The 26,290-nt window shown below is 73.0% G+C and carries 18 protein-coding genes; 8 read left to right on the top strand and 10 right to left on the bottom strand.

The annotated features are described in order from the left end of the window. Window positions 1-1,337, bottom strand: a 1,337-nt coding sequence (locus ACGFWJ_RS34595; protein ID WP_392956610.1) for an FtsX-like permease family protein, incomplete at its 3' end; no start/stop codon positions are given. Between the two features lie 153 nt (window positions 1,338-1,490). On the opposite strand from ACGFWJ_RS34595, the gene ACGFWJ_RS34590 reads away from it, so the two are divergent. Continuing rightward, the gene (locus ACGFWJ_RS34590; protein WP_387648363.1) at window positions 1,491-2,195 is read left to right on the top strand and encodes an ABC transporter ATP-binding protein; all 705 of its coding nucleotides are present in this window, start codon (window positions 1,491-1,493) and stop codon (window positions 2,193-2,195) included. A gap of 26 nt (window positions 2,196-2,221) precedes the next feature. Here ACGFWJ_RS34590 and ACGFWJ_RS34585 read toward each other — a convergent pair whose 3' ends face one another. Next, on the bottom strand, window positions 2,222-2,821 hold the full coding sequence (locus ACGFWJ_RS34585) for a hypothetical protein (RefSeq protein WP_387648360.1): 600 nt from the start codon (window positions 2,819-2,821) through the stop codon (window positions 2,222-2,224). A gap of 156 nt (window positions 2,822-2,977) precedes the next feature. On the opposite strand from ACGFWJ_RS34585, the gene ACGFWJ_RS34580 reads away from it, so the two are divergent. From ACGFWJ_RS34580 to ACGFWJ_RS34570, 3 genes are read left to right on the top strand one after another with little or no spacing between them, the layout of a single operon-like run. After that, window positions 2,978-4,498 carry a hypothetical protein gene (locus ACGFWJ_RS34580; protein ID WP_387648357.1) on the top strand — a complete coding sequence of 507 codons (1,521 nt, stop codon included), beginning with the start codon at window positions 2,978-2,980 and terminating at the stop codon, window positions 4,496-4,498. Between the two features lie 52 nt (window positions 4,499-4,550). Then, on the top strand, window positions 4,551-5,435 hold the full coding sequence (locus tag ACGFWJ_RS34575) for a hypothetical protein (RefSeq protein WP_392956607.1): 885 nt from the start codon (window positions 4,551-4,553) through the stop codon (window positions 5,433-5,435). 58 nt (window positions 5,436-5,493) lie between these two features. Then, the gene (locus ACGFWJ_RS34570) at window positions 5,494-10,041 is read left to right on the top strand and encodes a hypothetical protein (protein WP_392956605.1); all 4,548 of its coding nucleotides are present in this window, start codon (window positions 5,494-5,496) and stop codon (window positions 10,039-10,041) included. Between the two features lie 112 nt (window positions 10,042-10,153). Here the strand turns inward: ACGFWJ_RS34570 and ACGFWJ_RS34565 are convergent, their stop codons facing one another. The 3 genes from ACGFWJ_RS34565 to ACGFWJ_RS34555 form a co-directional block, all read right to left on the bottom strand. Then, the gene (locus tag ACGFWJ_RS34565; RefSeq protein WP_392956603.1) at window positions 10,154-12,985 is read right to left on the bottom strand and encodes an SGNH hydrolase domain-containing protein; all 2,832 of its coding nucleotides are present in this window, start codon (window positions 12,983-12,985) and stop codon (window positions 10,154-10,156) included. Window positions 12,986-12,999: 14 nt separating this feature from the next. Then, entirely contained in the window at window positions 13,000-14,664 is a 1,665-nt protein-coding gene (locus ACGFWJ_RS34560; protein WP_387868477.1) for a glycosyltransferase family 2 protein, read from the bottom strand. Between the two features lie 300 nt (window positions 14,665-14,964). Next, window positions 14,965-15,345 (bottom strand): ArsR/SmtB family transcription factor, encoded by a 381-nt coding sequence (locus ACGFWJ_RS34555; protein ID WP_392956601.1) that lies wholly within the window; start codon window positions 15,343-15,345, stop codon window positions 14,965-14,967. Window positions 15,346-15,454: 109 nt separating this feature from the next. On the opposite strand from ACGFWJ_RS34555, the gene ACGFWJ_RS34550 reads away from it, so the two are divergent. Further along, the gene (locus ACGFWJ_RS34550) at window positions 15,455-16,549 is read left to right on the top strand and encodes an NADH:flavin oxidoreductase/NADH oxidase (protein ID WP_392956599.1); all 1,095 of its coding nucleotides are present in this window, start codon (window positions 15,455-15,457) and stop codon (window positions 16,547-16,549) included. A gap of 238 nt (window positions 16,550-16,787) precedes the next feature. Next, a complete protein-coding gene (locus ACGFWJ_RS34545) occupies window positions 16,788-17,039 on the top strand; it encodes a hypothetical protein (RefSeq protein WP_387648340.1) in 252 nt (83 codons plus the stop codon). A 108-nt stretch (window positions 17,040-17,147) separates the two neighbouring features. Here the strand turns inward: ACGFWJ_RS34545 and ACGFWJ_RS34540 are convergent, their stop codons facing one another. Beyond that, window positions 17,148-17,846, bottom strand: coding sequence for a FadR/GntR family transcriptional regulator (locus ACGFWJ_RS34540; protein ID WP_387648337.1), 699 nt, complete (start codon window positions 17,844-17,846; stop codon window positions 17,148-17,150). Window positions 17,847-18,015: 169 nt separating this feature from the next. On the opposite strand from ACGFWJ_RS34540, the gene ACGFWJ_RS34535 reads away from it, so the two are divergent. Together ACGFWJ_RS34535 and ACGFWJ_RS34530 are read left to right on the top strand one after the other, a co-directional pair. Continuing rightward, window positions 18,016-18,540 carry a gluconokinase gene (locus ACGFWJ_RS34535; RefSeq protein WP_392956596.1) on the top strand — a complete coding sequence of 175 codons (525 nt, stop codon included), beginning with the start codon at window positions 18,016-18,018 and terminating at the stop codon, window positions 18,538-18,540. A 79-nt stretch (window positions 18,541-18,619) separates the two neighbouring features. Beyond that, on the top strand, window positions 18,620-20,020 hold the full coding sequence (locus ACGFWJ_RS34530) for a gluconate:H+ symporter (RefSeq protein WP_392956594.1): 1,401 nt from the start codon (window positions 18,620-18,622) through the stop codon (window positions 20,018-20,020). 71 nt (window positions 20,021-20,091) lie between these two features. Here the strand turns inward: ACGFWJ_RS34530 and ACGFWJ_RS34525 are convergent, their stop codons facing one another. From ACGFWJ_RS34525 to ACGFWJ_RS34510, 4 genes are all read right to left on the bottom strand, one after another. Beyond that, window positions 20,092-21,675 (bottom strand): glycerol-3-phosphate dehydrogenase/oxidase, encoded by a 1,584-nt coding sequence (locus ACGFWJ_RS34525; protein ID WP_387648329.1) that lies wholly within the window; start codon window positions 21,673-21,675, stop codon window positions 20,092-20,094. Between the two features lie 75 nt (window positions 21,676-21,750). Continuing rightward, entirely contained in the window at window positions 21,751-23,274 is a 1,524-nt protein-coding gene (glpK, locus tag ACGFWJ_RS34520; RefSeq protein ID WP_392956592.1) for a glycerol kinase GlpK, read from the bottom strand. A 328-nt stretch (window positions 23,275-23,602) separates the two neighbouring features. Beyond that, the gene (locus ACGFWJ_RS34515; RefSeq protein ID WP_387648324.1) at window positions 23,603-24,367 is read right to left on the bottom strand and encodes an IclR family transcriptional regulator; all 765 of its coding nucleotides are present in this window, start codon (window positions 24,365-24,367) and stop codon (window positions 23,603-23,605) included. Window positions 24,368-25,010: 643 nt separating this feature from the next. Further along, window positions 25,011-26,186: a serpin family protein gene (locus ACGFWJ_RS34510; protein ID WP_392956589.1), complete on the bottom strand. Its 1,176-nt coding sequence runs from the start codon at window positions 26,184-26,186 to the stop codon at window positions 25,011-25,013. Between the last annotated feature and the right edge of the window lie 104 nt (window positions 26,187-26,290).

Here is a 26,290-nt window from a genome sequence, read left to right as displayed (position 1 = left end):
CCGGTGCGGGCGGCCAGCTGCTGGTAGGTGATCACGGCCAGCGCCAGCAGGGTCAGGTCGGCGCCGGAGCGGGCCACGGTGCTGACCACGGCCTGCCGGCGCGACACCACCCGGTCGGCGTCGCGCCGCAGCACGGGCGGCAGCGCGACCAGCACGACACAGGCCAGCGCGCACAGCGCGGCCACCGGCCAGCGGACGGCGGAGTCGGTGTGCTCCAGCGGCATCCCCGTCAGCGGGCCCCAGGAGGTCAGCAGCCGCAGCAGCGGCCCGGTCAGCAGCGGGGCGAGCACGGCGGCGGGCAGGGCGAGCAGCAGTGCCTCGACGGCCGTCCAGGCGGCGAGTTGCCGCCGGGTCGCGCCGCGCGAGGTGAGCAGGGCGTTCTCCCGGGACTGCCGGTCCGCCACCAGGTGCACCACCAGCAGCAGCGCGGCCCCGGCCAGCACCGCCAGTTGCAGCGCCCCGATCAGCAGGCTGGAACGGGCGACCAGCGTCGCCGAGTGCAACTCGGCCAGCAGGGCGGGCAGTTCGGTGCGCGTCTGGAGGCCCGGGGAGTACTGCTTGACGAGGTCGTTCAGCTTGTCGGCGCGGGAGCGGATCCGGTCGATCCGCTCCGGGTCGGCGGTGGAGAAGTCGGCGGTCAGCTGAAGGCTCCGGCTGCCCTGGGTCAGCAGGCCGGAGGTGAACACGCCGTCGTCCACCATCAGCGGACCGTACGTGGTGAAGCCCTTGACCTGGATCTCGCGGCCGCCGAGCGGGTCGAGCCGCCAGTAGGGGGCGTCCCGGTCGGCGACCTGGTAGACGCCGGTGACCTCGACGGTGAGAGGGCTGCCGCCGTACCGGTCGGCCAGCGTGACCTTGGCGGGCAGCGCGTTCTCGGTCAGGCCCAGCCGGAGCAGGGCGCTCCTCGGCACGACCGTCTGCACCGTGCCGCCGGCGGCCGGCCACTGACCGGCGGTCAGCTTCAGCCGGCTGCGGTCCAGCGCGGCCAGCACCGTCAGGTCCACCTCGCGGCCGGCGGCGCTCGACAGGGCGGGCAGCCCGTACGCGCGGCTGAGGGCGAGCGACTGCGTGGTGACCGGCAGCCCGTCGAACAGCTGCGTGCCGAGCGCGGCGGCCTTCGCGTCGTCCGCCGCCCTGGTGTCCGCCGCGTGGTCGGCGCCCAGCTGCAGGACGGCCCGGCTGCCGCCGTCCAGGTTCCGGCGCAGGCCGGCCTCGGCGACGGTGCGGTTGAAGGCCACCAGGGTGGTCAGCACCGTGGTGGTGATGAGCACCGTGAACAGCACGGCGGCAGCCAGCGGCAGCCGCCCACGCAGTCGGCGCAGCACAAAGCCCAACATTGTTCCCCGTACCCCCGTTCCGGTTCAGCGTGTACCGGATGGCGGACGACTCTGTCAGATGGGATCAAGCAGCGGAAGGGCCTTGCGCGAACCGTTGTCAGAGTGAGCAGAATCGTGCACCTTCACACCCAACCGCCAACGGGGGAGACCGAGATGACCGAACCGCAGGAGCCCATGGTCGTGGTCGAGGAGCTGTGGCGCAGCTTCGGTACCGGGGCCCGCACCGTGCACGCGCTGCGCGGCGTCTCCTTCACCGCGGCCCGCGGCGAACTCACCGCCCTCAAGGGCCGCTCCGGCTCCGGCAAGACCACCCTGCTCAACCTGGTCGGCGGCCTCGACACCCCGACCAGCGGCCGGATCTCGCTCGACGGCACCGACCTGTCCGGCCTCGACGAGGCGGGGCGGCTGGCGCTGCGCCGGGACCGGATCGGCTTCGTGTTCCAGTCCTTCGGCCTGCTGCCGACGCTCACCGCCGCCGAGAACGTCGGCGTCCCGATGCGGCTGCGTCGGCTCCCCGCCGCCGAGCGCGAGGAGCGGGCGCGCACCCTGCTGGCCCTGGTCGGGCTGGCCGAGCACGCCGGGCAGCGGCCGACCGAACTGTCCGGCGGCCAGCAGCAGCGGGTGGCGATCGCCCGGGCGCTGGCCAACGACCCGGTGCTGATCATCGCGGACGAGCCGACCGGCCAGCTCGACTCCGAGACCGGCCTGGCCGTGATGGAGCTGCTGCGCGCGGTGGTCCACTCGCAGGGCGTCACCGCCCTGGTGGCCACCCACGACCCGGCCCTGATGGAGCAGGCCGACCGGGTCGTGGAGCTGCACGACGGCACCGTGACCCTGCCGGAGGCCACTGCCGCGTAACCACTGCCGCGTCATACGGGGAACGGTCAGGGGGAGGGGATGACCCTGGCGAAGTCGTGGTGGGTGCGGACCGCCTGATTCCATTCCAGGGTGCGGATCAGGCGGTGCACGACCAGCAGCGGAATGACGCCGAAGACACCGAACGACATGTCGACGAATTGCCAGAACAGCGGGATGCCGCGCAGCGGGCCGCAGATCAGCGCGAGCGGGATGACGGCGCCGCAGGCCAGCATCGCCCAGCGGATCACCCACAGGTTGCGGACCGGATCCCGCAGCGGGCCCCAGAACGCGGCCGCGATCACCAGGTGCGCGAACGCCAGCCAGTCGGTGCCGTAGGCGAGGAACGGGTGGTTGCCGTAGCCGTCGGCGACGCCGTCGCGGACCCGGTGCACCCAGGCGTCGAGGGCGGGGAGCGCGGAGTCGAGTCCGCTCGCGTCCAGGGCCCGGACCAGTAGGTCGGTCTCGATCTGCAGCGGGAACGCGGTCACTCCGCTGAGTACCAGGCAGACGATGAACAGCCACAGCCAGCGCCTGATCCGGCGTCGGACGAGTGCGGTGTCGGTGACGGTGGCGGGGCCGGGGCCGGCGGTGGTGGAACCGGTCGGGGCGGTGGCGATGTCGGACATGGGGATTCCCCCCTCCATGACGCGGGTGCCGGAAACGGCACGCGGTGTCGCGAGAGGGACTCTAGACCTGAAATTGAACGCGTTCAACATGCCGGAACAGCCCGCCCAAAGGGGACGTTTCGGACCTGTCCACGGAAAGCCCTAATCTTGTCCCCCGTGACCGCCATCGCAGACCAGCCCACCAGGCCCGCCCCCGGACCGGCCGCCGACGAGGGACTCGCCCGCCGGCTCAAGGCGCTCGCCTGCACCGCGCCGCTGCACGACCTCGACAGCCGCAAGGTCAACCTGGCCGGCGAGTACGCCTCGTACACGATGGCCGAGATCGGCCTCGCCGCCATCGACCTGGTCACCCTCAACATGGACTTCGACACCGGCGCCGACCGCGACATAGTCCTCAGCCGGCTCCACCCCCGGATCGCCGCCCAGAACCCCGGCCGCGCCGCCACCGAGCACGAACGCGTCGCCCGCTGGGTCCTGGAGTCGCTGATCAACGTCGGCAGCGTCGACCGCGGCTTCCGCGCCGTCTACGGCACCTTCGGCCCCGACGGCGAATACACCCGCCGCGACTACGACTTCAAACTGATCGAGGAAGTCCCCGGCCAGGACGGCGGCGTCTACCTGCGCACCACGGACGAGGCCGTCAACGTCCTGGTCGGCGCGCTGGACACCGACGTGACGAGCGCTCAGATCGCCGCCGAGGTCAAACTCGAGGTGCTGATCCGCCGCGGCCGCCTCGCCGACGCCCAACTCGCCGCCGAACAGGCCCGCTACCGCACCGTCCAGTACGCCGAAACGCTGCGCCGCGCCCTCGAGGCCACCCGCCGCAACGTCCGCGCCGTCGACTGGATGGAGACCGTCCCCGACCTGATCGACGAGGCGCTCGACCACATCGCCGACCGGTACCGGCACGAGAACGCGATCCTCACCAACATCCGCAAGGCCCGCGACGAGAGCACCGACGCCGAGCACAAGCGGCGCGCCGCCGAACTCGTCGACATCGTCAAGGACTGCATCCGCCGGCACACCCAGCTCCAGACCCGCCTGCTGGAAGCCGGCCCGCTGTTCCGCGCCGAACAGGACCGGCAGGCGTTCTCCGCACCCACCGCGCGCACCGGCATCGACCTCTACGGTCAACTCCTCGCCCCGGTTCTCACCCTCCCGCTCGCGGACGCCACCCGGCCCACCGACGCGTTCTTCGCCCGCGGCACCGGCCTGCGCACCCCCGTCTCGGTCCGGGTCAGCGACCTCGTCGACCTGCTGCTCACCCCGCCGGTCGAGCGCGAACACCTCGGCGCCGAACTGCCCGAACCCGACCTGGTCGCCACCCCCGACGACAGCCGGTTCTCCGAGGCCCAACTGGAAGCCGCGCTCGACCTGCTCGACCTGCCCGCCGACGCGCCCCGCCGCCTGTCCGGCCTGCTCGCCGACGCCCGCGCCCGCGGCACCGACGACGGCGAGGACGGCGAAGAACTCGCCTACCTGGTCGCCCTGCTGGCCGTGCACGCCGCCAGCCCGCCGGTCGGCACCGCGTACCGGCAGGGCGAGGAACGCCTGCTGTTCGCCGTGGACGACGGCACCCGCCTGGACGACCCGGGCTTCGGCGGCGCGGACCTGATCGTCGGCAGCGCCCTGCTGGACGCCGCCGGGATGGCCGCCGACCGCCGGGACGCGAAGTGACGAGCCGTTCTTCCAGCACCACTTGCACCGCCCGCACCGAAGGAGCACCCGCATGACCACCAGCACCGAGGCGTGGGCGCCGCAGGACGCCGAGCCGGCCGCTGCCGCCGCCCACCCGGCGATCAGCCCGGCGGACGTCGCCGAGGCCGCCCGCCTGGTGTCCTTCGGCCTGCAGGCCAAGCTGCTGCCGTCCCGGGACGCGGAGTACGCCGAACTGGTGCGCCGCTACCGCGACGACCCGCAGTTCGGGCGCCTCGCCGACGCCGTCGCCACCGGCATGGGCCTGGTGGTGCTGGAGGTCTCGCCGCGGGCCGGGATGGCCGTCGCCGCCGCCGAGGAGTCGGTGTTCGCCGTCCGGATGGGCGACTACTCGCGCCGCGCCGCCTCCGAGTCCACCGACCGCTTCCTGCACGGCCTCGCACACCTCGCGGTCGCCGCGCTCGCCTTCCCCCGCCCCGAGGACCTCGCCGACGACGGCTACCTCGGCCGGGTCAGCGTCAACGGCGTGGACGCGTTCGTCCGGCAGGCCTGCCGCCGCCTCGAGGAACGCGCCGCGGCCGAGGGCAGCAACACCGACCCGGCGAGCTCCGCCCCCGCCCTGGAGGCGGCCTGGCGGGTGTGGGCCCGCCGCTCCGCGACCGGCGCCACCAAGGACGCCCGCCGGCTGTCCGGCTCCACCACCGGCATCGTCTCCAAGGCGGTGTCCTTCCTGGTCGACTCCGGCTTCCTGCAGAAGACCTCCGACGACGCCGGCGGCACCTACCGCACCACCGCCCGCTACCAGTTGCAGGTCCGCGACCTGGCCGGCAGCGCCGCCATGGCCGAACTGCTCGACCTGGGCGTCGTCCCGGTCAGCGACGGCACGGCCACCCTGCTGCCGCCCGACGACAGCGACGAACTCGTCGCCGACGCGGGCCTGCCCTTCCACGCACTCTGACACTCCGTCAACTGTCCAGCGCCACCCTGCAACTGCCGCTCCAGGAGAACCACCGCACATGTACGAGCTGAACCGGGTCCGCCTGTACTCGATCGGACCGGCGGGCGCCCGCTACGCCGACACGGTGCTCGACCTGCGCGGAGTCGGCGATCCGGTCCCCGAACCGCAGCCGCAGCAGATCGGCCTGTTCGGGGAGGAGCCGGAAGGCCCGCAGCGCCGCCCCGCGCCCGCCGGCGTGCTGTTCCTGGAGAACGGCGGCGGCAAGTCCGTCCTGCTCAAGCTGATCTTCTCGGTGATGCTGCCCGGCCACCGCAACACCCTGGGCGGCGCCTCCTCCGGCGTGCTGCGCAAGTTCCTGCTGGCCGACGACTGCGGCCACGTCGCCCTCGAGTGGCAGCACACCGTCACCGGCGAACTCGTCGTGGTCGGCAAGGTCAGCGAGTGGCGCGGCCGCCAGGTCTCCTCCGACCCGCGGAAGTTCGCCGAACTCTGGTACTCCTTCCGGCCCGGCCCCGGCCTCACCCTGGACGCGCTTCCGGTCGCCGAACGGCCCAGCCTGGCCGGCGACCAGAAGGCCCGCGGCCGCCGCCGCACCATGAAGGGCTTCCGCGACACCCTCACCGAGGCCGCCAAGGCCCACCCGCACCTCGACGTCACCTTCGAGGAGATCCACGACCGCTGGATCGAGCACCTCGGCGCACTCGGCCTCGACCCCGAACTCTTCCGCTACCAGCGCGAGATGAACGCCGACGAGGGCGAGGCCGCCGGCCTGTTCGCGGTCCGCAACGACGCCGACTTCACCGACCTGCTGCTGCGCGCCGTCACCGACACCCGCGACACCGACGGCCTCGCCGACCTGGTGCACGGCTTCGCCGCCAAGCTCGGCCGCCGCGCCGAACTCACCGCCGAACGCGACTTCACCGCCGGCTCCGTCGACCTGCTCCAGCGCATCGTCGACGCCACCGCCGGCCGGGAGACCGTCCGCGAGGGCCACCGCGCCGCCGAACGCCGCACCCGCAAACTCGCGACCTCGCTGTCCGCCCGCTCCGCCGTCGAACGCGACCGGATGCACGACCTCTCCGTCGAGGTCGCCGCCGCCGCGAGCGCCGTCACCGCCGCCGAGACCGACCGCACCCGGCACGCCCTGATCGTCTCCGAACTCGGTTACCGGCACGCCACCCTCGGTCTGGAGGCCGCGACCGCCGAAGCCGGCCGCCTGCGCCGCGAACTCACCGACGCCCGCGCCCAGTTCACCGCCTGGCAGGCCGCCGAGGCGGTGCTGCGGCACCGCGCCGCCGCCGACCGCGCCAGCCGGGTCGCCGCCGCCATCCGGGAAGCCGAACTCGACGCCGCGCCCGCCCTCGCCGCCCGCGACCGCGCGGCCGGCGCCCTCGCCCGCGCCCTCGAATCCGCCGCGCTGAACGCCGAGACCCGCGCCGACCAGGAGGAGCTGCGCGCAGGCGAGTTGCAGCAGGACGGTTCCGCCGCCCAGGCCGAAGCCACCGCCGCCGCCACCGCCGCGCAGAAGGCCCGCTCCGAGGCCGAACACCTGCGCCAGCGCCTCACCGAGGTCGAGCAGGAGACCGCCGCCGCCGTCGAAGCCGGCTGGATCGACGACTCCGGCGCCGAACCCGACCCCGCCCGCGCCGCCCTGCACGCCGCCGACGCCGAACGCGCCGCCACCGAAGAGCTCGAACTCGCCCGCACCGCCGCCGAATTCGCCGCCGTCCGGGCCCGCGAATCCGCCGCCGCCGAGGCCCGCGCCGAACTCGCCGCCGCCCGCGCCACCGACGCCCGCACCGCCGCCGAACGCACCCTCGCCGCCGAACAGCGCACCGCCGCCCAGCTCGCCGCCGAACCCCGGCTCGCCGAACTGCTCTCCCTGACGCCCTACCAGGACGGCGCCGAGGAGGCCGAAGGCTTCCTGACGCCCCGTCAACTCGACGCGTCCGCCGAGGACTTGCGCGAACTGCTCGACCAGTCCGTGGCGAACGCCGAACGCACCCTGTTCGACCTGCGCACCGCCGCCGCCGACGACTCCCGGATCCTCGCCGCCCTCGGCGACGGCGGCCTGCTGCCGCCCGGCCCCGACGTCCTCGCCACCGTCGAATACCTCGGCGAACAGGGCATCCCCGCGCTGCCCGGCTGGCGCTACCTCGCCCAGTCCGTCGACCCCGCCGACCACGACGCCATCCTCGCCGCCCGCCCCGAACTCGTCGACGGCGTCGTCGTCACCGACCCCAGCTCGCTCGACCGGGCCCGCGAAGCGCTCGCCGCCGCCGCCCTGCTGCCCCGCTCCACCGTCGCCGTCGGCATTGCCGCCGCCCTCACCGCCCCGATCGAAGCCGAGCCCGCGTTCTTCCTGGTGCCGCCGAACCCGGCCATGCACAACGAGACCGCCGCCGACGACGAACGCCGCGAACTGCGCGCCCGCGCCACCGCCCGCGAGGAACACATCCGCGAACTCGCCGCCCGCCTCGGCGGCGACCGCGCCCTCGCCGCCCGCCTCGCCTCCTGGCACGCCAGCTGCCCGCCGGGCACCCTCGCCGAACTCGCCGAAGCCGCCGCAGCGGCAGCCGAACACGCCGAAGCCACCGCCGCCGAACTCGCCACCCTGCGCGCCGACCGCACCGAAGCCGACGCCGACCACCAGGCCGCCGCCGCCCGCCACGAGGAATGCCGGGAAACCGCCCAGCGCACCCGCCGCCGCGCCGACGCCCTGGCCGGCCTCGCCTTCCGCCTCCGCGAACGCGCCAACTGGACCCGCCGCCAGCGCGAACTCGCCGACGACGCCACCGAATGCGAACGCCGCCAGGCCCTGTGCACCGAACGCGCCCGCACCTGCGACGAGGACCGCCGCGCCGCCCAGCGCGCCGCCGACGACGCCCGCCGCACCGCACGCACCCTGCGCGGCGAACGCGCCGAGATCGCCGCCGCCGACACCAGCACCGAACCCGACGAGACCGCCACCCCCACCTCGCTGCCCGCCCTCCGCGAGGCCTACCGTGCGGCAGCCCAGCTGTACGAAAAGGTCGGCGTCGGCGCCGACCTGCGCGCCGAACAGGCCCGCGCCGAAGGCGACGAAGCCGCCGCCGCAGCCGAACTCGACCGCCTCAGCAACAAGGTCAAGGCCCGCGCCGAGGAACTCCTCGCCAGCCCCGACGGCGCCGACGGCCCCGCCCGGCAGGCCGCCGCCGCCCGCGCCGAAGAACTCGTCACCATCATCGAAGCCCGCTCCGGCGCCGCCGCCGAAGAAGTCGGGCGCCTGCGCGGCGACGCCGAACGCTCCGCCCCCGTCAACGGCGAAGCCCACACCGAACTCCCCGACGACCTCCTCCCCGCCGACCCCGAACACGCCCAAGCGCTGCTCCGCACCGCCACCGCGCTGCTCGCCGAACGCCGCGAACGAGTCGACACCGCGCGCACCGAACACGCCGACCTCCAGCGCACCCTGGACCAGGCACAGGCCGCCGCCACCGACTTCGAGGAACTCGCCGGCCAGCTCCGCGACTCGCTGCGCGACAACGGCGAGGAGACCGAGACCGCCGACGCCTACCTCGGCGGCCTCGCCGCGGCCCGCGCCGCCGTCGCCGACACCCGGCGCGCCATGCGCACCGCCGCCGGCGAACTCACCGGCGCCGAACTCGCCGTCCGGGACGCCTCCGACGCCCTCGTCCGGCACGCCAACGCCGCCCGCTACGAAGCCGTCCGCACCCCCGCCCGCCAGCAGATCCGCGAGCTGCCCGCCGCCGCCCTGCCCGACCATGCCGCCGCCTGGGCCGCCGCGTTCGCCCCCCGGCTGCGCGTCCTCACCGACGAACTCACCCAGCTGGAACGCAACCGCGCCTCCATCGTCGACCGCCTGCGCGGCCTGGTCGAGTCCTCGCTCGCCACCCTGCGCGCCGCGCAGCGGCTCTCCCGCCTGCCCGAAGGCCTCGGCGAATGGTCGGGCCAGGAATTCCTGCGCATCCGCTTCGAGGACCCCGACCACGCCGTCCTGGTCGAACGGCTCGGCGAAGTCATCGACGACGCCACCCAGTCCGCCGTCAAGAAGAACTCCGACCTGCGCCGCGACGGCATGTCCCTGCTGCTGCGCGGCGTCGCCGCCGCGATCGGCCCCAAGGGCGTCTCGGTCGAAATCCTCAAGCCCGACGCCGTCCTGCGCGCCGAACGGGTCTCCGTCGGCCAGATGTCGGACGTCTTCTCCGGCGGCCAGCTGCTCACCGCCGCCATCGCCCTCTACTGCACGATGGCCGCCCTCCGCGCCAACGACCGCGGCCAGTCACAGCTCCGCCACGCCGGCACGCTCTTCCTCGACAACCCGATCGGCCGCGCCAACGCGACGTACCTGCTGGAACTCCAGCGCGCCGTCGCCGACGCGCTCGGCGTCCAACTCATCTACACCACCGGCCTGTTCGACACCACCGCACTGGCCGAGTTCCCCCTCGTCATCCGCCTCCGCAACGACGCGGACCTCCGGGCCGGCCTGAAGTACATCTCGGTCGAGGAACACCTCCGCCCCGGCCTCCCGGCGGCGCAGGACCCGGACGGGCCGACGATTCACGGGGAGATCACGGCGACGAGGATGTTCCGCAAGCCGGAGTAACCGGTGGGAGCCCGCCTGCAAGGTCGCGAACACGTGCAAGTCATTGCCTGTGCCGCGATCCTGCTGACGGGCTCCTTCCGATTCGCGCAGTTCCCCGCGCCCCTGGTGGCCCTTACAGGTGGGTCGACACGGTGACCGACGCGACCTTCATCGGGTGCCCCGGCTCGGTCGCCGCCGTCGGTGAACTGCCGTAGGCGGTAGGCAGGTTGCCGCCGATGGCGACGTTCAGGATCAGGAAGATTCCGTGGTGCACGGCCTGGTCCCAGGCGGCGGGGTCGACCTGGTCGGAGGTGACCTTGAAGTACTCCTGGCCGTCGCGCAGCCAGCGGACCTTCTCGACCGGGGCGGTGCGGTCCACCTCGACCGTCCAGGTGTGGAACGTGCCCCAGCAGTCCGCGCAGGACTGTTCGCCGGAGCCCAGGCCGGCAGGCTCCTTGCAGGGGCCGCCCGGCGTGGTGCCGCAGTGCATGGTGCCGAAGACGCCGCGTCCGCCGACCGATTCGAGGACGTCGAGCTCGCCGACGCCGGGCCAACCGGTGTACCCGTCACGGAGTTTCCCGCCGAGCGCCCAGAACGCGGGCCAGTAGCCGGACGCGGCAGGCCCCTTGACGTCCGGCAGGGCCAACTTGGCTTCCACGCGCAGCACTCCGCCCGTAGGTGCGGTGAAGTCCGCGCGCTTGGACTCGATGCGGCCCGAGGCCCAGTGGCCGCTCGCGTCCCGGGTGGGGACGATCTCCAGTGAACCCTGGCCGTCCAGCCGGACGTTGGCGGTGGAGTCGGTCATGGTCTCGACCTCGCCGGTGCCCCACTGGGCGGCGGGGCAGCCGGGGTAGCAGGTGCCCAGGTCGTACTGCCAGTTCGCGGGGTCGGGCTTCGCGCCGGCGGGGCCGTCGAACTCGTCGTGCAGCAGGGTGGTCCAGCCGTTGCCGAACACGTCTGCCTCGATGAGGAGTTGGTCGAGCCGCGCGGTGAGGACGACGGCCGCCGCGTTGGTCAGGTGCGAGTCGTCGCGGTACAGCAGGACGTGCTCCAGGACGGCCGGGCACATCCGGCCCTCGCCGGGGCACAGCACCTGGTTGACGCCGATGGTGCGGACGCCGGGGACGCGGCCCGCGGCGATCTCCTCGGCCAGCGGGTCGGCCCACAGGCCCTCGCTGCGCGGGAAGTCGCAGGCGGAGGTGGTGTCGGGGTGCCCGGAGACGCAGGCCGGGACGTCCCGGCCGGGGTTCGGCGTGTCCTGCAGGTAGACGATCGGGACGCCCAGCTCCCGCAGCGGGGTGAGGGTCTGCTCCCAGCCGTGCAGCAGCGCGTCGCGGTCGGCGGTGTAGCGGTTCAGCGTGGAGACGACGATCAGTTTGGGCTTGGGCCCGTCCCCCAGCCGGCGCAGCGTGTTCGCCCGCCAGGTGTCGCACTCGTGGTAGGTGCGTCCCAACTGGGGGTTGGTGACGGTGAGTTCGGGCAGCGGGCAGCCCTGCTTGACGAGTTCCTCGACGGACAGGTGGTGCTGGGCGGCGATGCCGAGCAGCGCGGAGAACCACTGGCCGGCGTGCGAGTCGCCGAGCAGCACGATCCGGTCGTCGCCGGTGCCGAAGCGGCAGGGCGGGCTGGTGGTGTCGGCGGGGTTGACCTCGCAGGCGCCGTCCGGCGGGAAGTCCCCCCGGGCCTGGAGGGGGTTGGGCACGGTCGGGGCGTGTGCGGGCGGGGCGGCGGCGAGCAGGGTGCGGCCGTCGCGGGCGCCCGGCGGCAGGCCGGACGGGTCCGGGGGAGTGGCGGGGCCGAGCATCCGGATGGTGCCGGTGCCGACGACCAGCGCCAGCACCACCGGCAGCACCACCGCGGTGAGGCCCAACGACAGTCCGCGGCGCGGGATTTCGCCGAGCACCAGGCTGCGGCGCAGCGGCTGCTCCAGCCAGTGCAGGGCGGCGAGCGCGGGCAGCGCGGCGGCCGCCGTCAGCGCGACCTTGACGCCCCAGTGCAGGCTGCCCCACTGGGCTTCGGCGAGCACCAGCACCGGCCAGTGCCACAGGTACAGGTTGTAGGAGAGCCGGCCGATCGCGCGCGGCGCGCCGAGCGACAGCAGCCGTCCCACCAGGTGCGGCCCGGTGCCGGCCAGGATGATCGCGGCGGTGCCGACGGTCGGCACCAGCGCGGCGTAGCCGGGGTAGGGGGTGCGGGCGTCGAAGAGCAGGACGGCGGCGAGCACCGCGGCCATGCCGCCGAGGCCCAGCAACTCCCGTACCAGGCACGGTATTCGGCGGATCGGCAGCAGCGCGATGACCGCGCCGGCCGCGAACTGCCAGGCCCGGGTGGGCGTGGAGAGGTACGCGCCGGCGCTCCAGTGCAGGGAGAGCCAGAACGAGCCGGCGCCGATCAGCACGGTCAGGCCGAGCAGCGTGCGCCGCTTCCAGACCCAGCGGGCGGCGAGCGCCATCAGCGGGGCCCACAGCAGGTAGAACTGTTCCTCGACGGCGAGCGACCAGAAGTGCAGCAGCGCGCTCGGGTCGCGGCCGGCCGCCAGGTAGTCGGTCTGTTCGGCGATGAAGCGCCAGTTGGCGACGGACAGCGCGGAGGCAAGGACGTCGCGCTCCAGGTCGGCGCGGCGCAGCGGCGCGGTGAGCAGGGCGCCGAGGACGGCGACCACGGCGAGCACCACGGCGGCGGAGGGCAGCAGGCGGCGGGCGCGCCGGGAGTAGAACTCGGCGAGCCGGACCTTGCCGGTGGCGGCGCTCTCGCCGCGCAGCAGTCCGGTGATGAGGTAGCCGGAGATGACGAAGAACACGTCGACGCCGACGAAGCCGCCGGCCAGGCCGGGGACGGCCGCGTGGAAGGCGAGCACGGCGAGCACGGCGACGGCCCGCAGTCCTTCGATGTCCGGTCTGAACTTCGGTCGCTCGACGGGTGGTTGCCCGAGAACGACGGTGAGCGGGGCGGTGCTGGTGGACACGGGAGGTGGACCTTTCAGCCCAGCCAGGGCAGCATCGGCGCTACCCAGCCGGAGGCGAGCAGGGCGATCAGGGCGAGCGTGCTCGTGACGGCGAGGGCCTCGGGCCAGCGCCTGGGCCGCATCGCCGGGCGGGCCCCGGATTCGGTGTTCTGGGTGGGGTGCGGCCGCAGCTCGGCATACAGGTCGCGGACCAGCGGGACGCCGGCGTGCAGCTGCACGGCGAGGTACAGGGCCAGGCCCCAGGTGTAGTGCCAGCCGTACATGGCGGTGGCGACGGTGACGCCGACGGCGGTGGCGACCAGCGTGCCGGCCGTCCACAGCAGCGAGACCAGCAGCACCTTGCGGGCCATGCCGCCGGAGGCGCCGGGCTTGGCGACGCCGGTGGGCACCCAGGCGGCGCTGCGGCCGCGCAGGGTGTGCCAGTAGGCGGTGGCGGCGGCGAAGCTCATCAGCACGTTGGCGCGCAGCACCTCGGTGCGCCAGCGGGTGCGGCTGACCCGGGGCAGCAGCACGTGCCACAGCCACAGCAGGGAGAGCATCGGCAGCACGTACCAGGCGCGGACCTCGCCGGGGAAGGCGAACAGCATGACCAGCGGCGGCAGCGGTGCGGTGAGCACGTTCACGGCGGCGGCCAGGTAGCCGACGATGCCCTCGTCGAAGCAGCGCCGCATCCGCCAGGTCATGGCCTTGCGGGCGGGCCGGTCGCCGATCAGGTGAAGGTTGCCCATCGCCCAGCGGTACTGCTGGTTGACGAAGCTGGTGGTGGACTCGGGCGAGGTGCCCTTGGCGACCAGCACCGGCACGTACCGGGTGCTGAATCCCTGCTGGTGCAGGGCGAGTCCGGTGTACATGTCCTCGCTGTGGTCGAGCCGGGCGAAGCCGCCGGCGGCGTCGATCGCGGAGCGCCGGTAGACGGCGTTGGAGCCGCAGCAGATGGCCGCGTCGGAGGCGTCCCGGCTGGGCTGCACCCAGCGGAAGAACCACTCCTGGGCGGCGCCGGCGGCGCGCTGCACCCAGCCCATCGAGGCGTCGGTGTCGAAGCACTGCGGGCTCTGCACGATGCCGACCTTCGGGTCGCCGAAGTACGGCAGCAGGTGCTGCAGCAGGTCGGCACGCGGCGCGAAGTCGGCGTCCAGGATGGCGATGTACTCGCCCTTGCTCAGGGTGAGCGCGTGGTTGAGGTTGCCGGCCTTCTTGAACTCGCCGCGGTTCGGCCGCACCACGTAGTGGTACCCGAACTCGGCTGCCAGGGAGGCGACTTCGGGCCGGTCGCCGTCGTCCAGCACCCACACGTCGAGCGTGCCGGGGTGGTCCATCCGGGCCACCGCGCGGTAGGCGTTGGCGAGGATGTCGAGCGGTTCGCCGCAGGTCGGCAGGTACAGGTCGACGGACGGCGGGTCGGCGGGCTGCCAGGCGGCGACCAGCAGTTCGTGGCCGGCCCGGGTGAAGCGGCGGCGGCGGAGCCCGTTGACGCAGGTCAGGGCGAGAGCCACCACGTTGATGCCGAGCACGGCCAGGAACGGCCAGAGCACGGGATTGCGGAGCGAAAAGCTGAACATCGTGGCCGCGCTGAACACGAAGGCGAGCGCGGAGAGCAGCGGGACCCAGCGGCGCTGAGGTCCGAAGTACCAGTAGAGCTCCTGATCGGAGGGTGGCGACGGAAGGTGATTGACAGTCATAAGGCCCCCCACGGCCGGTCATTGACACCTGTCGACGGTCAGATTACCTGATTGGTATAGACCAAATGACCACGCTCGATGAACGCTGGGGCAACTTCGGTGAAGCCTGCGTGACAAGGCATGACCGCGCCAGAAATTACCCCTCGGCTGTGCCAGGAGGGGTTGCTGCGGCGGTTGACGTACGGCGTTGTTCGAGTGGTTGCGAATGCGTTTGGCGAAGGGTCGCCGAAGTCCATGGCGGGGACTCGCCGGGAGAATTGACGGATCGTCAGGCTCGTGGCCTGCGGTTCGGTCGAAAGGTCAGCGGGCAGCCGGCTTCGGGGTGTGGAGGCACGGCTCGGCGGCGGCCAGCACCGCGTCCAGCAGACCGGGAAAGCGCTGGCTGAGATCGGCCGAGCGCAGTGTGTTCATCTTAGAAGTGCCGCGCCGATGCTGACGAATCAGTCCCGCATCGCGGAGGACCCGAAAGTGATGTGTCAATGTCGACTTGGTGACTGGAAGCTCGAATGCGAGGCAATTCAGCTCGTCGCCCCCCGCTTCCGCCAGTTCGGCGACGATCCGCAACCGCGTCGGATCGGAGAGTGCGTGCAGCACGGCCTCCAGCCGCAGCTCGGCGACGGCCGGCTCGGGCAGCAGCTTCTGGCACTCCGGGTCGCCGGCACAGTCCTGGTCGATGGTCACCCCGCCATAGTACGAGAGTCCTCGTAGTTTGACAGATCTCGTAGTACGGCAGCTATCGTACGAAGCGAAGAGACCGTCGCTGTCGGGACCACAGGAAGGACGGGCCGTCGTGAGCGCCCTGTTCGAGCCGATCACCCTCCGTACGCTGACCATCCCCAACCGGATCTGGCTCAGCCCGATGTGCATGTACTCGGCCGCCGCCGAAGGCCCCGAGACCGGCGTCGCCACCGACTTCCACCTCGCCCACCTCGGCGCCCGCGCCGCCGGCGGCGCCGGCCTGGTCATGGTCGAGGCCACCGGCGTCCGCCCCGACGCCCGGATCTCCCCCTGGGACCTCGGCCTGTGGAACGACCAGCAGCAGGACGCGCTGGCGCGGATCGCCGCGCTGATCCGCTCGCACGGCTCCGTGCCCGCCATTCAGCTCGCCCACGCCGGACGCAAGGCCTCGACGGCGAAGGCGAGTTCGGGTGGCGGGCCGCTCGCCGCGGAGGACGGCGGCTTCCCCGTCGTCGGCGCCTCGCCGATCCCGTTCAGCGACGGCTACCCGGCGCCCGCTGAACTGACGGAAACTCAGATCGCCGAACTGGTCGAGGACTTCGCGTCCGCCGCCCGCCGCGCCCTGGCCGCCGGCTTCCAGGTGGTCGAGGTGCACGGCGCCCACGGCTACCTGATCCACCAGTTCCTCTCCCCGCTCACCAACCACCGCACCGACGGCTACGGCGGCGACTTCGCCGGCCGCAGCCGCCTCGCCCGCGAAATCGCCACCGCGGTGCGGGCCGTCTGGCCCGCGGACCTCCCCGTCCTGTTCCGCGTCTCCGCCACGGACTGGGTCCCCGAGCAGCCCAGCTGGACGGTCGAGGAGAGCGTCCTGCTCGCCAAGGAACTCCAGGCCATCGGCATCGACCTGATCGACGTCTCCTCCGGCGGCCTCGTCCCGGACGCGAAGATCACCGTCGGGCCCGGCTACCAGGTCCCGTTCGCTTCCCAGATCCGCGAGCAGGCCGGCGTGGCGGTCAGCACGGTCGGAATGATCTCGGAGCCGGCCCAGGCGGAAGCCGTCCTGACGGAAGGCCGCGCGGACGTCGTCATGCTCGGCCGCGAGCTGCTCCGCGACCCGTACTGGCCGCTGCACGCGGCGAAGACACTGGGCGCGGAGCGCAACTGGCCGGTGCAGTACGGCTACGCCGTAGGCGCGCGCGGTTGAGAAGTCAGGGGCGCGGGGAACTGCGCGCGGCGGGAGGCACCCGTCAGCAAGGTCGCGCGATAGTGCAACTCACCATCCTGCGCGGCGATCTGGCTGAGGGTGCACGGCTGGCCGCGCCGTTCCCCGCGCCCCTGGTTGTGCGCCCGCCTGCGTTCCGGCTTGCGCTCTCGCTCCTGTCATCGGACTCGCCGAGTGCGGAGCGCGCCTGCGGCTCGCCGCAACCTGGCGGGAGACCACGATGTCTATCAGGCACCACGCCAGGATGAAGACGCCCATCGCCATCGTCGCCAGCGCGGGCACGATCAGCGTGGTGTGCGACCAGGACGCCAGGACGGCGACGATCACCGTCACCACCGTGAACGCGAACGCCAGGCCCGCTCGGACCGCGGCTGCCCGCACTTCGTCCGGCAGCCGACTGCGCCGACGACGCGCCATCGCCACCCCCTGTCGGATGCGCACCCGTCCGGTGCTTCCCAGACTGCCCCAATAAGGGTGAAGGTATGCGGCCACCCGGTGGAATTCCACTCAAACCGGGCGTGTCGTGCCGGCGGACCGTCAACCCCCCCTGTCGGGAATCGTATTCAGGTCCGCAAGAGGGTCAGTCGGGCAGGGTGGCGTCCAGCTCTTCCACCGCGCCGACCACGATGGTGCGCATGGCCCGTTCGGCCAGTTCCGGTTCGCCGGCGCAGATCGCCTCGGCGACGTCCCGGTGGAGTTGCACCGCGTACTCGCGGGGGCGGTGCGGCATCAGCCGGTGTTCGGTGCGGCCGGTGAGGACGGCGCCGACGGTGTCCTTCAGGTGCGCGAACATCTCGTTGCCGGAGGCCCGCAGCACCGCCGCGTGGAAGGCGATGTCGTGCGCGAGGAAGGATTCGAGGTCCGCGGCCCGGGCGGTGACGGTCAGTTCGACGGCCAGCGCGCTGAGTTCCCGCCGGTCGTCGTCGCTGGCGTTCCGGGCGGCGAGGGCCGCCGCGGCAGGTTCGACCGCGACCCGCAGTGAGCCGAGCGAGCGCAGCTGCGCGGAGCGGCCCGCGCCGGCGAGGCGCCAGCGGATCACCAGCGGGTCGAACACGTCCCAGTCGCTCTGCGGCCGCACCGTGATCCCGACCCGGCGGCGCGGTTCGACCAGTCGCATCGACTCCAGGACGCGCACCGCCTCCCGGACCACCGTGCGGGACACCCCGTGCTGCTCCTCCAACTCCTCGGTGCGCAGCACGGTGCCCGCGGGCAGCTCGCCGGAGGCGATCGCCGGACCGAGGTGGGCAAGCAGGCGGCCGGGCAGGCCCTGGATCTCCATTCGGCCAGCCTATCGGCGAGGTCACGGGAGATCGGGGGAGGGGGATTGGTGGAGGGCCTCCCACCTGCGGCGATGCATATACGTATGACGATTGGGTTTCGGTGGCTTGAATAAGTCATACCTTTGGGCTTACCTTGCCCGTGACCAGGCAAGGACAGGAGCACCACCCATGGCTCTCAGCGTCGAGAACCAGCAGCCGCCCGTCATCGTGGTGATGGGCGTCTCCGGAGTCGGGAAGACCACCGTCGCCCGACTGCTCGCCCACCGCCTCGGCCTCCCGTACGCCGAGGCCGACGACTTCCACCCCGCCGCCAACATCGCCAAGATGAGCGCCGGGATCCCGCTGGACGACCAGGACCGGCAACCCTGGCTGCGCGCCCTCGGCACGTGGCTCGGCGAACGGGCCGCGGCCGGTACCGGTGGCGTCGTCACCTGCTCCGCCCTCAAGCGCGCCTACCGCGACACCCTGCGGGCCGCCTGCCCCGAGGCGCAGTTCCTGCACCTGACCGGCAGCCACGCACTGGTCGGCGACCGACTGGCCCACCGCACGGGCCACTTCATGCCGACCTCGCTGCTGGACTCCCAGTACGCCACCCTCGAACCGCTCCAGGCGGACGAGCGCGGCACCGTGCTGGATGTCGACGCCGACCCCGACACCCTCGTCGAACGCGCCGTCGCCGCCCTGCCGGCCTGACCCCGGCTCGGAAACCCCCGCCCCACCCCGTCACACCCCGCCACCGCCCACCGGACCCCCGGGCGGTGCCGGCTCGTCAATGGAGACTCGCGTGACCCCCACCCTGCTGGCCGCCGCCGCGCCGGCGCTCCCCCACACGGACAGCAACGGACAGCTGCTGCTCGCGGTGCTGCTCAGCATCGGCACGATCGTGCTGCTGATCACCAAGTTCAAGCTGCACCCGTTCCTGGCGCTGACCCTCGGCTCGGGCCTGCTCGCGGCCGTCGCCGGCGCGCCGTTCGACAAGCTGCTCAGCAGCTTCTCCACCGGTTTCGGCTCCACCGTCGCCTCGGTCGGCCTGCTGATCGGCCTCGGCGCGATGCTCGGCAAGCTGCTCGCGGACTCCGGCGGCGCCAACATCATCGCGGACACGGTGCTGGCCCGGACCGGCCCGAAGATGCTGCCCTGGGCGATGGCGCTGATCGCCGCCGTGCTCGGCCTGCCGCTGTTCTTCGAGGTCGGCGTCGTCCTGCTGATCCCGATCGTGCTGCTGGTCGCCCGCCGCGGCAACGTCCCGCTGATGCGGATCGGCATCCCCGCGCTGGCCGGCCTGTCCGTGCTGCACGGCCTGGTCCCGCCGCACCCGGGCCCGCTGGTCGCCGTCGACGCCCTGAAGGCCGACCTCGGCGTCACCCTGGCGCTCGGCCTGCTGATCGCCGTCCCCACCCTGATCGTGGCCGGCCCGCTGTTCTCCCGGTTCGCCCAGCGCTGGGTCGGCCCGCTGGAGATACCCGCGGACACCACGCCCGCCGAGACCGTCAAGAACGAGAAGACCCCGCGGTTCGGCGCCGTCCTCGCGACCATCCTGCTGCCGGTCGGGCTGATGCTCGGCAAGGCCCTCGCCGACGTGGTGATCGACGACCCGAAGAACACCGTTCAGCGGTTCTTCGACTTCATCGGCTCCCCGCTGATCGCGCTGCTCGCCGCCACCCTGCTGGCCATGGTCACCCTCGGCAAGGCCGCCGGGTTCGACAAGACGAGGATCTCCGCGACGGTCGGCAACTCGCTCGGCCCGATCGCCGGCATCGTGTTCATCGTCGGCGCCGGCGGTGGCTTCAAGCAGACCCTGATCGACGTCGGCGTCGGCCAGGCCGTCAGCGAGTGGTCCGGCAAGTGGCACATCTCCGCGCTGCTGCTCGGCTGGCTGATCGCCGTGCTGATCCGCCTCGCCACCGGCTCCGCCACGGTCGCCACCATCACCGCCGCCGGCATCGTCGGCCCGCTGGCCGCCGACATGTCGACCACTCACGCCGCGCTCATGGTGCTCGCCATCGGCGCCGGGTCGCTGTTCCTGTCGCACGTCAACGACGCCGGCTTCTGGCTGGTGAAGGAGTACTTCGGGATGAGCGTCGGCCAGACGCTGAAGTCCTGGTCGGTGATGGAGACGGTGATCTCGGTGGTCGCGATCGCCCTGATCCTGCCGCTGAGCCTGATCATCTAGCGATCGGCACCCCACATACCGCGACGCCCTCCGGATCCCGCTTCTCTCTCCCGGAGGGCGTCGTCGCGTTCCTATCGGGCCAGCAGCTCCGCGGTCCGCTTGCGGACCTCCTCGGTGTCCAGCCCGCGCACCGTCAGCGTGGTGCGCCGCCGCAGCACGTCGTCCACCGTGTACGCCCACTCCTGCTCGGCCGCGTACACCACCTGCGCCCACACGTCCGGCCCGTCCGGGTGCACCCGCTCGCCCAGCTCGGGGCGTTCGGCGATCATGCGGGCGATCTCGAACGACAGCGTGCCGTAGTGGGTGGCCAGGTGGCGGGCCACCAGCGGGTCCATCCGGGAGCCCGGCTCGCGGTCCATCAGCAGGCGGTGCGCGACGGCCTGCGGGGCGCCGATGCCGGGCAGCGGCACGGTCGACGGGATGGGCGAGATGTCCTCGGCCAGGCCGACGCCGCGCGCGTTCTTCAGCTTCTCCAGCACCACCCGGCCGATGTGCCGGTAGGTGGTCCACTTGCCGCCCGCCACCGACAGCATCCCGGCGCGGCCCTCGGTGACCACCGTCTCCCGCTTGGCCGCCGCCGTCGCCCCCGGACCGCCCGGCAGCACCCGCAGGCCCGCGAACGCGTAGGTGATGTCCTCGCGCCGCAGGTGCTCGTCGCGCACCGCGTGGCCCGCCTCGGACAGGATCTGGTCGATGTCGGCGTCGGTGGCCCGCACGTCCAGCGGGTCGCCGGTGTACTCCTCGTCGGTGGTGCCCAGCAGGACGTGGTCCTCCCACGGGATGGCGAAGGACACCCGGTACTGGTCGATCGGAATGGTCAGCGCGGCCCGCCACGGCGCCTGCCGGCGCAGCACCACGTGCGCGCCCTTCGACAGCCGGATCGACGGCTCGGCGCCCGGGAACTCCATCCGCCGCAGGTGGTCCACCCACGGGCCGGTGGCGTTCAGCACCAGGCGCGCGTCGATGCCGAACTCGGTGCCGTCGAGGCGGTCGCGGACCTCCGCGCCGCTGACCCGGCCGCGGGTGAAGCGCAGCCCCGTCACCTCGGCGTGGTTGAGCACCACCGCGCCCGCGTCCACCGCCGCCCGCACCGTCATCACGGCCATCCGGGCATCGTTCATCTGGTGGTCGCCGTACACCGCGACCCGCCGCAGGCCCTCGGTGCGCAGCCCCGGCACCGCGCGGGCCGCCTGGGCGGGGGAGACCACCCGGCCCAGGCCGTCGCGGAACGCCGACAGCGCCGAGTACAGGAACACGCCCGCGCCCAGCTTGGGCGCCGAGTGCGGGCCGCCCTCGTAGACCGGGACGAAGAAGGTCAGCGGGTTGACCAGGTGCGGGGCCACGTCGGTGGCCAGCGCCCGGCGCTCCTTGTGGTTCTCCGCGACCAGTTTGACCGCGCCGGTCTGCAGGTAGCGCAGGCCGCCGTGGACCAGCTTCGAGGACGCGGAGGAGGTGGCGTTCGCGAAGTCCCCGGCGTCCACCATCGCCACCTTCAGCCCGGCCTGGGCGGCCGTCCAGGCGGTGGCGGTGCCGAGGATGCCGCCGCCGATGACCAGCAGGTCGTAGCGGGCCCGGCCGAGCAGGTCGCGGGTGGCGGCGCGGGAGGCGACGCGGCCGGCGGCGCGCTCGGCGCCCAGGGTCGGGATGCTTGCCATGGTGTGTGCGGCGGGCCCGGTTCGCGGCCGGTCCGCGTCTCCTTCCGATCGGTGATGCGGGCTCTGACGGAGGTGTCAGAGCTGCGGCTGCTCGTCGTCCTGCTCGATCCAGCCCATGGTGCGCTCCACCGCTTTCAGCCAGTTGCGGTGCTCGCTCTCGCGGGTCGCGTCGTCCATCCGGGGCGTCCACTCGGCGGCCCGGTGCCAGTTGGCGCGCAGCGTGTCCAGCCCGTCCCAGAAGCCGACCGCGAGGCCGGCCGCGTAGGCCGCGCCGAGAGCGGTGGTCTCGGCGACGTACGGGCGCTCCACCGGGACGTCCAGCACGTCCGCGATGTTCTGCATCAGCAGGTTGTTGGAGGTCATGCCGCCGTCGACCTTCAGCGCGGTCAGCGTGACGCCGGAGTCCTTCTGCATGGCGTCCACCACCTCGCGGGTCTGCCAGGCCGTCGCCTCCAGCACCGCCCGGGCCAGGTGGCCCTTGGTGACGTACCTGGTCAGGCCGGTGATCACACCGCGCGCGTCGGAACGCCAGTACGGGGCGAACAGGCCGGAGAACGCGGGCACGAAGTACGCGCCGCCGTTGTCCTCGACGGTGCCCGCCAGGGTCTCGATCTCCGCCGCCGTGGAGATGATGCCGAGCTGGTCGCGCAGCCACTGCACCAGCGAGCCGGTGACCGCGATCGACCCCTCCAACGCGTACACCGGCGGCTGGTCGCCGATCCGGTAGCCGACCGTGGTGAGCAGCCCGTGGTAGGAGTTGACGATCCGCTCACCGGTGTTCAGCAGCAGGAACGTTCCGGTGCCGTACGTCGACTTCGCCTCGCCCACGTCGAAGCAGGTCTGGCCGAACAGCGCGGCCTGCTGGTCGCCCAGCGCCGCCGCCACCGGCACACCCGCCAGCACCCCGACCGCCTCGCCGTACACCTCGGCGGAGGAACGGATCTGCGGCAGCATCGCCATCGGCACGCCGATCGACTCGGCGATCCGCTCGTCCCACTCCAGCGTGTGCAGGTTCATCAGCAGCGTCCGGGACGCGTTGGTGACGTCCGTGACGTGCCGGCCGCCGTTCGCGCCGCCGGTCAGGTTCCAGATCACCCAGGTGTCCATGGTGCCGAACAGGATGTTCCCCGCCTCGGCGCGCTCACGCAGCCCCTCGACGTTGTCCAGCAGCCAGCGGATCTTCGGCCCCGCGAAGTAGCTCGCCAGCGGCAGACCCGTCTCCCGGCGGAAACGGTCCTGCCCGACATTGCGGCCCAGCTCCCGGCAGAGCGCCTCGGTACGGGTGTCCTGCCAGACGATCGCGTTGTACACCGGCTCACCGGTGTGCCGGTCCCAAAGCACCGTAGTCTCACGCTGGTTGGTGATGCCGACCGCCCGGATGTCCTCCCGGGTCAGCCCCGCCTTCTCCAGCGCACCCCGCACCACCGCCTGCACCCGCGTCCAGATCTCCGCCGCGTCGTGCTCCACCCAGCCCGGCTGCGGGAACAGCTGCGCGTGCTCCTGCTGCTCGACGGCGACGATCCGGCCGTCCGCCCCGAACAGGATGCACCGGCTGGACGTGGTGCCCTGGTCGATCGCGGCGATGTAGCTGGCAGTCATGCGGTTCCTCGGCTCGGCTCGGGGACGTCAACGGGCTCGGGGTGACTCTTCGTCAGTCCCCGTGCGCGCGGGTCCGGCAAACCACGCGGGCGGCGCGGAACGCCCCGGACCCTCCAGCCGTCGTTCGACAATGTCGACCGACGTTTGGAAGCCAACAGCAGCCGGACGCCCGACGTCAAGGCGTTGTGACCCGCGACGCCCCGACGACCACGCGCCGCCGCCGAACGATCACCCACTGCCCACCGGACACCCTCAGAACCGGTGCGCCCACTCAGAAGCGGTGCGCCCACTCAGAAGCGGTGCGCCCACTCAGAAGCGGTGCGCCCACTCAGAAGCGGTGCGCCCCGAGATCGCGGGAGATCGCCCGTGCCGCCGTCCGCACCGACGCCACCAGCGACGGCCGCACCACCCCGTCCTCGCACACCGTCTCCACCGCACCGCTCACGCACACCGCGCCCACCGGGTTGCGCCGACGGTCCTGGATCAGCGCCGCCACCGACGCCACGCCCTCCCAGGTCTCCTCCACCGCGTCCGCCCAGCCCCGCTCCCGCACCAGCGCGCACTGCGCGTCCAGCGCCGCCGGCTCGGTCACCGTCCGCGGCGTGAACGCCTCCCACGGACCGTCGCCCAACTCGCCGCGCGCCACCGGGTCGTACGCCAGCAGCACCTTGCCCAGCGCCGTCGCGTGCAGCGGCTGCATCGAACCGACCTCCAGCACCTGCCGCGAATCGTCCGGCCGGAACACGTGATGCACCACCAGCACCCCCCGCTGGTGCAACACCCCCAGGTACACCGTCTCGCCCGCCGCCCGCGCCAGATCGTCCGCCCACACCAGGGCCCGGGCCCGCAACTCGTGCACGTCCAGGTAGCTCTGGCCGAGCCGCAACAGCTCCGCCCCCAACTGGTACTTGCCGCTGTCCGGGTCCTGCTCGACGAACCCCTCCTGCTGCAACGTCCGCAGAATGCCGTGCGCCGTACCCTTCGCCAGCCCCAGCCCCGTCGCCACCTCCGACAGGCCGAGCCGCCGCTCCCCACCCGCCAACAGGCGCAGGATCGCGGCCGCCCGCGACAGCGACTGGATCGCACCGGACACCGGCCCACCTCCACAGACCACCGGTCGGCCATGCCGACCCCACCTACCGTCGTCCGACCGTACTACCCCAACGACCACCCCCGGACGCCCGGCACCGAAACCCGCACCTCCGGCGCCCGGCCCGGACAGCGCCGAATCCGTGCGGGCCCGGGCTTCGCCACGTCCGGCGCGTGGCCGGCCTGCGTCGGGCCCCGTGCCGTTCCCCTTGCGGGAGCAGGCGCGCCGTCCTCAGGACTACGGTGCCGGCTGCGCCGCGCAGCCTGCCGTTCGCGTCGGCTTCGGCGTCTGTGGTGCGGCAGCGTCGAGGTCTTTCGCGAGCTCCGCCGCGGCCTCGGGTATGGGGTCCCGTCTGTGGCCCATGGCCAGTGCCGTGCGGCGCGCCGTGCAGGGCCGGGCTGCGTCGGGCCGCGTGCTGTTCCCCTTGCGGGAGCAGGTGCGCCGTCCTCAGGACTACGGTGCCGGCTGCGCCGCGCGGCGTGCCGTTCGCGCCAGCCCCGGCGTCTGTGGTGCGGCAGCGTCGAGGTCTTTCGCGAGCTCCGCCGCGGCTCCGAGTGCGGAGTCCCGTCTGTGGCTCGCTGCCAGTGCCGTGCAACGCGCGGTGCCGGGCCCCGTGCCGTCCCCCTGCGGGAGCGGGCTCGCGTCCTCAGGACAGTGGCGCCGGCTCCGTCACCCAGCCCGCCATCAGCACCAGGCCCGAGGCGCGGTGCACCGCCAGGAACGCGAACGGCCGGTCGAAGCGGGCCGTCGCGTGGCGGACCCGGAACCGGCGGAGCGGGGTCATCGCGGCGGACCTGACCATCGTCATCGCCGTCACCGCGCCCGCCTCGAAACCCTCTGCCGAGAATTCCGCCATCGCGACCTGCCGGGCCTGCGACACCTTCAGCGGGGTGCTCCGGCTGATGCCCCGGAACCAGTCGCCGTCCTGCGCGGCCGTCCGCAGGCCGAACAGGTCCGCGCTCCGCAGCAGGTCGTGCTCGGAGCGGACGAGGAAGCCGACGGTCTGCAGGGCGCCGACGTCGCCCGGCGACGCGGCCTCCACCGTGGTCAACTCCAGCCCCGGCCAGGGCTCCCCGTCCGGGCGGTCGGCCAGCGGCAGCCGCCGCGACTCGCCCGACACCAGCTCGAACCCGGCCGCCACCACCGCACCCGGCGTGGCGCCGCTCCCGCCCAGCACCAGGTGAACGTCCACCTCGCCGTCCCCGGCCACCCGGACCTCCGTCACCCGGCCCGCCGAGGTCTCCGACACCGAGATCCGCTCGAACAGCTCGGGCCCGCTCCGCTCCAGCTTCTCGAACTCCCGCCCCGCCCAAGGGCCTTCGGTCACCGGAAACCAGCCCGGCTTGAACGGCACCACCCAGCTGGTCCGCACCGTCACCGCCGACGCCAGCACCAGTTCGGCCTCGGTCGGGTCCACCGGCATCCGCTTCAGCAGGCCGCCGGTCTGCTTCGCCGCCCACTGGTCCAGCACCTTTCGGTCCTTCGCCGGATCACCCGTCAACCGTCCCCACAGCGACGCACCCAGCTGCTTCACCCAGTCGGGCTCCACCTCGACGTGCTCCGCCGTCCACAGCCCGAGCGCCGCCGCACACCCCGGCACCCGCCGCACTCCCGCCAGCAACTCCCGCGCCGCCGCCGGAGCCTGCTCGGCCGGCACCCCCATAGCCTCAGCCAGCTCCTCGCGCATCGGTTCGCCCGCCCCGGCCACCAGCATCGCCAGTAGCGGCCACACCCCCACCGCCGTCCACACCTGCCCGGAGCCGAACGCCAATTCCCGCCCCCAGCGCGCCCCGAGACCGTTCACCACACCGACCGCCCGCACCGCGACCCCTCTCCGTCCACGGACATCCTCCCTCCCCGGGCCGGTCCGGCGCGCGGCAGCACAGCGGGGGAGGCAGCGGACAGCCGCTGCCTCCCCCGACCGTG

This window comes from Kitasatospora sp. NPDC048407, from assembly GCF_043200475.1.
In the GTDB taxonomy this organism is placed as follows: domain Bacteria; phylum Actinomycetota; class Actinomycetes; order Streptomycetales; family Streptomycetaceae; genus Kitasatospora.
Note: the sequence above shows the minus strand (reverse complement) of the source record. Positions and strands in the feature narration are given on the sequence as shown.

Bases quoted from the DNA above. Each gene is read 5' to 3' on its own strand.
- ACGFWJ_RS34575 (WP_392956607.1), top strand. From the start codon at position 4,551: ATGACCACCAGCACCGAGGCGTGGGCGCCGCAGGACGCCGAGCCGGCC.
- glpK (WP_392956592.1), bottom strand. From the start codon at position 23,274: ATGACTGCCAGCTACATCGCCGCGATCGACCAGGGCACCACGTCCAGC.
- ACGFWJ_RS34585 (WP_387648360.1), bottom strand. From the start codon at position 2,821: ATGTCCGACATCGCCACCGCCCCGACCGGTTCCACCACCGCCGGCCCC.
- ACGFWJ_RS34545 (WP_387648340.1), top strand. From the start codon at position 16,788: ATGTCTATCAGGCACCACGCCAGGATGAAGACGCCCATCGCCATCGTC.
- ACGFWJ_RS34570 (WP_392956605.1), top strand. From the start codon at position 5,494: ATGTACGAGCTGAACCGGGTCCGCCTGTACTCGATCGGACCGGCGGGC.
- ACGFWJ_RS34530 (WP_392956594.1), top strand. From the start codon at position 18,620: ATGGAGACTCGCGTGACCCCCACCCTGCTGGCCGCCGCCGCGCCGGCG.
- ACGFWJ_RS34590 (WP_387648363.1), top strand. From the start codon at position 1,491: ATGACCGAACCGCAGGAGCCCATGGTCGTGGTCGAGGAGCTGTGGCGC.
- ACGFWJ_RS34540 (WP_387648337.1), bottom strand. From the start codon at position 17,846: ATGGAGATCCAGGGCCTGCCCGGCCGCCTGCTTGCCCACCTCGGTCCG.
- ACGFWJ_RS34525 (WP_387648329.1), bottom strand. From the start codon at position 21,675: ATGGCAAGCATCCCGACCCTGGGCGCCGAGCGCGCCGCCGGCCGCGTC.
- ACGFWJ_RS34535 (WP_392956596.1), top strand. From the start codon at position 18,016: ATGGCTCTCAGCGTCGAGAACCAGCAGCCGCCCGTCATCGTGGTGATG.
- ACGFWJ_RS34560 (WP_387868477.1), bottom strand. From the start codon at position 14,664: ATGACTGTCAATCACCTTCCGTCGCCACCCTCCGATCAGGAGCTCTAC.